General features: G+C 73.4%; 3 protein-coding genes. All 3 read left to right on the forward strand.

Annotated elements, in window-relative coordinates:
• The coding region (locus ACFQ4O_RS16335) for a DUF4166 domain-containing protein (RefSeq protein WP_378777235.1) at nucleotides 1-649 on the forward strand (649 nt) is incomplete at its 5' end.
• Between the two features lie 110 nt (nucleotides 650-759).
• Nucleotides 760-1,017 carry a hypothetical protein gene (locus tag ACFQ4O_RS16340; RefSeq protein WP_378777237.1) on the forward strand — a complete coding sequence of 86 codons (258 nt, stop codon included), beginning with the start codon at nucleotides 760-762 and terminating at the stop codon, nucleotides 1,015-1,017.
• Nucleotides 1,018-1,088: 71 nt separating this feature from the next.
• Nucleotides 1,089-3,200, forward strand: a complete 2,112-nt coding sequence (locus tag ACFQ4O_RS16345; protein ID WP_378777239.1) for a caspase family protein — start codon at nucleotides 1,089-1,091, stop codon at nucleotides 3,198-3,200.
• Nucleotides 3,201-3,251: the final 51 nt, after the last annotated feature.

Genomic DNA, 3,251 nt, shown 5'->3' on the forward strand with positions numbered 1-3,251 from the left:
CCGCTCCGCCGGCGGCGCGCTGCCGCTCGCGGCGATCGAGGCGGAGATGGCGCCCTACGCCATCGCGACCGCGATCGATCGGGGCCCGCACGGCCCGGCCGTCATGGAACGGATGCTGGGCAAGGCGGCCTTCGCCGCGCTGCCCGCGCCGCTCAAAGCCTTCCACGGAGCGGACGCCCGTCCGGTCTGGCGGGGCCGCGTCCGCGTCGAGGCGGGGACGAGCCTCGTGGCGCGGGGGCTCCGCCGTCTGATCGGCCTGCCCGAGGCTGGCGAGGACCGGCCGATCACCGTCTCCGTCGACAGGCTGGCGGAGGGGGCTGCGCCGGCGGAGGTCTGGACCCGGAACGTGGACGGCCGCCGCTTCGCTTCGCGCCTCGCCGCCGACGCGGCGGGCGGGATCGAGGAGCGGTTCGGCTGCGTGACGATCCGTCTGGCGCCCGTCGTCCGCGACGGAAGGATCGAGATGACCGCGGCCGGGGCGCGCGTCTGCGGTGTGGCCCTGCCGCGCGCGCTCTGGCCGCGCTGCGCCGCCGCCGCCTGGGCGGACGAGCGGGGCCGCTACCGGTTCGACGTGCGGCTCGCTTTGCCGGTGTTCGGCCCGCTGATCCGCTATGCGGGCTGGCTCGCGCCGAAAGGCGCCGACGCCTGACGGGGGTTTTGCGACGCCTGTCGGGGCTTCCACGCGAAAACCGCTCTCGCCGCTCCACGGCCCTGTCGGAAGGCGCGGCGTCCCGCGCCCCTGCGCTGAGGAGCCGTCCCATGAAGACCCTGATCGCCGCCGCCGCCCTGACGCTCGCGAGCCTTGCGGCCCTCGCCCCGGCGCAAGCCGCCGGGCGGGAGCAGGCCCGCGCCGACGCCCAGTTCATCGGGATCGATCTCGACAACGGGCAGATCTACTACAACGGCCGCAACTCCGGCCGGTACTGCATCTACCGCACCGTCCGGGTGTTCAACCGGGCGACCGGCTATGTGGAGCAGAGGCGCGCTCGCCGCTGCGGGCGCGGGCTCTATTTCTGAACCGGCGAAGGGCGTGGCGCCCGTCGCCGCCGGTCCTGAACGCCTCCATTGATCGGTGGCCGAGGCGCCGGATGACGAGCATCGATGATAAGGGGTCGCCCATGCTGAGCCGGCTGATCGCCGTCCTCGCCCTCTGGATGGGATGCGCCGTGTCCGTCGGGGCGGCGGCCCCGGCGGGGCTGACCGACAACGGGGACTCGATCGCGATCGTCGTCGGCAACCGCGACTACCGGCAGGCCACGCCGGTCGATTACGCCCACAACGACGCGGGCGCGATCCGGGAGTTCCTCGTTGGCCGGCTGGGCTTTCGCGACAGCAACGTGTTCCTGCTCAAGGACGCCACGCTGAACGAGCTGAACCAGATGTTCGGCACCGACCGCAACCCCCAGGCCGGCCGTCTCTGGCGCAGCGTGGCGGAGGGGCGCTCCAACGTCTTCGTCTACTTTTCCGGTCACGGAATCCCGGATTTCCAGAGCCGCAAGGCCTTCCTGCTGCCCCATGACGGCGACCCCAACCAGTCCGAGAGCAGCTACGGTCTGGAGACGCTCTACCGCAACCTCGACCTGGTGAAGCGGAAGGTCGGGCCGGACCGGCAGGTGATCGTCATGATCGACGCCTGCTTCACCGGCGAGACCGGGCGCAAGGGCGAGTCCCTGCTGGCGGTGTCGGCGCCGGGGTTCGCGCCGGCGAAGCCTAAAGCGCCGGACGGGGTGGTGAAGCTCGCCGCCACCTCCGGGGCGACGCCCGCGAACTGGGACCCGCAGGCGAAGCTCGGCCTGTTCACCAGCCGGGTGCTGATGGGCGCGTCGGGCCTCGCGGACGGCGCCGCCGGTTCGGCCCCGGACGGCCTCGTCTCCTGGGACGAGCTGCGGTCTTACGTGGGCGACGCGGTCTCCGCCGCGGCCCGCCGCGAGTCCGGCCGGGAGCAGCAGCCCGAGATCGACGCCGCGCCGATCGTGCTGGCCGCGACGGCCCCCGTGGAGGCGGTGGCGGAGAGCGTCGCGGCGGCGCGGGACGAGGCGGCGTGGCGCGCTGCCTCCGCCGCCGGCACGAGGGAGGCGCTCGAAGCCTATGTGGGCTCCTGCGGTTCGCGCTGCGGCTATCGGCAGGAGGCGATGGCGCGGCTGTTTGAGGACCGCCGCAGCGCCCAGTCGCTGCGCGACGCCGAGGCCTGGCGCCGGCTGAGCGACGCCGGACGCTATGACGAGTACCTGAAGACCTGCGCGCCGATCTGCGGCTATCGCGCGCTCGCCGAGGGCTATCTCGGCCGGATCGATCCCGCCGGCGATCCGGACGCGGCCCGGTGCGACGATCTCGCCGCCGCCCCCAACGATCCCGACAAGCCCGCGGACGTGACGGGCGTGTCCCTGCCGCGGATCGAGGCGCGGGCGGCGATCGCGGCCTGCTCCGCCGCGGTCAAGGCCCATCCCGGCGAGCGGCGCTTCGCCTACCAGCTCGGCCGCGCTTACGACCGCGCCGACCGCTACCGCGACGCCTTCGCCGCCTATTCCAAAGCCGTGGAGGCGGGCGGCGTCGCGGCCATGAACAATCTGGCGACGCTGCACGAGAACGGGCAGGGCGTGGCGCTGTCTTTGCCGAAGGCCTACGCGCTCTATCGGCGCGCGGCGGAGGCCGGAAACGTGCTCGCCATGTCCAACGTGGCGCGGATGACGGAGTACGGCCGCGGCGTGCGCAAGAACGAGACCGAGGCCGTGGCCTGGCATCGGCGCGCGGCCGAGGCCGGCGATGTGGCCTCGATCGTGAAGCTGGTGCCGCATTACTTCGCGGGCACCGCCGGCCTTCCCAAGGCGCCCCAGAAGGGCATGGACCTGTTCCGTCAGGCGGCCGCCAAGGGCGACCCCAGCGCCAAGACGGTGATGGCGACGCTGATCGACAACGGCTTCGCGGCCTACTTCCCCGGCGAGACGTCGCTCGATCTGCTGCTCGGCGCGCTCGCTTCGGGGGAGGCCGGGTCCGCCGCCATTTCCGGCACGGACGGCGGCGCGCAGAAGCTGAAGCCCGCCACCATCCGCGCCCTGCAGCAGCGGCTGACGCGGGAGCAGCACTATTCCGGCGCGGTCGACGGCCGGTTCAACCCGATCTTCGTGCGCGCGCTCGATTCCTACGCGCGCTCCAAGGCGCAGGAGGCGCCGGACGGCGATCAGGCCGGAGCCGCGCGGTGAGGCGGGCGGCGGGAGCCTTGCGCGGCGCGGCGCTGCTCGCCGCCTTCGCCC

The sequence above is a fragment of the Methylopila musalis genome, from assembly GCF_042679725.1.
GTDB classification, from domain to species: domain Bacteria; phylum Pseudomonadota; class Alphaproteobacteria; order Rhizobiales; family Methylopilaceae; genus Methylopila; species Methylopila musalis.